The sequence below is a fragment of the Cryobacterium sp. PH31-L1 genome, assembly GCF_030063145.1.
GTDB lineage: Bacteria > Actinomycetota > Actinomycetes > Actinomycetales > Microbacteriaceae > Cryobacterium.
In genome coordinates, this window is sequence record NZ_JASISM010000020.1 from 1 (window position 1) to 1,184 (window position 1,184).

2 rRNA genes (1 of these 2 running past the window's edge) are annotated in these 1,184 nt (G+C 54.8%); both read right to left on the bottom strand.

Features of this window, described 5'->3' with window-relative positions:
* Window positions 1-169 precede the first annotated feature (169 nt).
* A 5S ribosomal RNA gene (gene rrf / locus QMF22_RS17245) occupies window positions 170-286 on the bottom strand.
* Between the two features lie 122 nt (window positions 287-408).
* Window positions 409-1,184: ribosomal RNA gene (locus QMF22_RS17250) — 23S ribosomal RNA — on the bottom strand; it runs 1,835 nt beyond the window's last position.

Here is a 1,184-nt window from a genome sequence, read left to right on the forward strand (position 1 = left end):
CTGAGGAGCGAGTGTCCCGTCGCTCCGCAGGCGTAAGGCCAGGGTCTTGAGCACGCGACTGAACGCGGTCGGAGGAGAGCGGGTTAACGACAACAGGGCCACCCGTGGGTGGCCGTTAACGCAGGAAAGCCATCCCCTAAGGGATGGCTTTCCTGGTGTTTCAAGTTAAGTCCGGCGGTGTCCTACTCTCCCACAGGGTCCCCCCTGCAGTACCATCGGCGCTGAGAGTCTTAGCTTCCGGGTTCGGAATGTGACCGGGCGTTTCCCTCTCGCTATAGCCGCCGAAACATCTTCCGATGAATCGATTCTATATTTTTTAGTTATAGAGCTCCCTTGACAGGAGCGTTGTTCTCGACCGTACATCGAGAACCACATAGTGGACGCTAAAGCAGCTTCTTCAAACTGAGTGTTATCAAATTATCGGCTTATTAGTACCGGTCAGCTCCATGGGTCTTTAGTCCCCACTTCCACATCCGGCCTATCAACGCAGTAGTCTAGCTGCGAGCCTCTCCCCCGAAGGGATGGAAATCTCATCTCGAAGCCGGCTTCCCGCTTAGATGCTTTCAGCGGTTATCCGTTCCGAACGTAGCTAATCAGCGGTGCTCCTGGCGGAACAACTGACACACCAGAGGTTCGTCCATCCCGGTCCTCTCGTACTAGGGATAGATCTTCTCAAATTTCCTGCGCGCGCAGCGGATAGGGACCGAACTGTCTCACGACGTTCTAAACCCAGCTCGCGTACCGCTTTAATGGGCGAACAGCCCAACCCTTGGGACCTACTCCAGCCCCAGGATGCGACGAGCCGACATCGAGGTGCCAAACCATGCCGTCGATATGGACTCTTGGGCAAGATCAGCCTGTTATCCCCGAGGTACCTTTTATCCGTTGAGCGACAGCGCTTCCACAAGCCACTGCCGGATCACTAGTCCCGACTTTCGTCCCTGCTCGACTTGTCAGTCTTACAGTCAAGCTCCCTTGTGCACTTACACTCGACACCTGATTACCAACCAGGTTGAGGGAACCTTTGGGCGCCTCCGTTACTTTTTAGGAGGCAACCGCCCCAGTTAAACTACCCACCAGGCACTGTCCCTGAACCGGATCACGGTTCGAAGTTAGGTATCCAATATGACCAGAGTGGTATTTCAACAATGACTCCACCTGAACTAGCGTCCAAGCTTCACGGT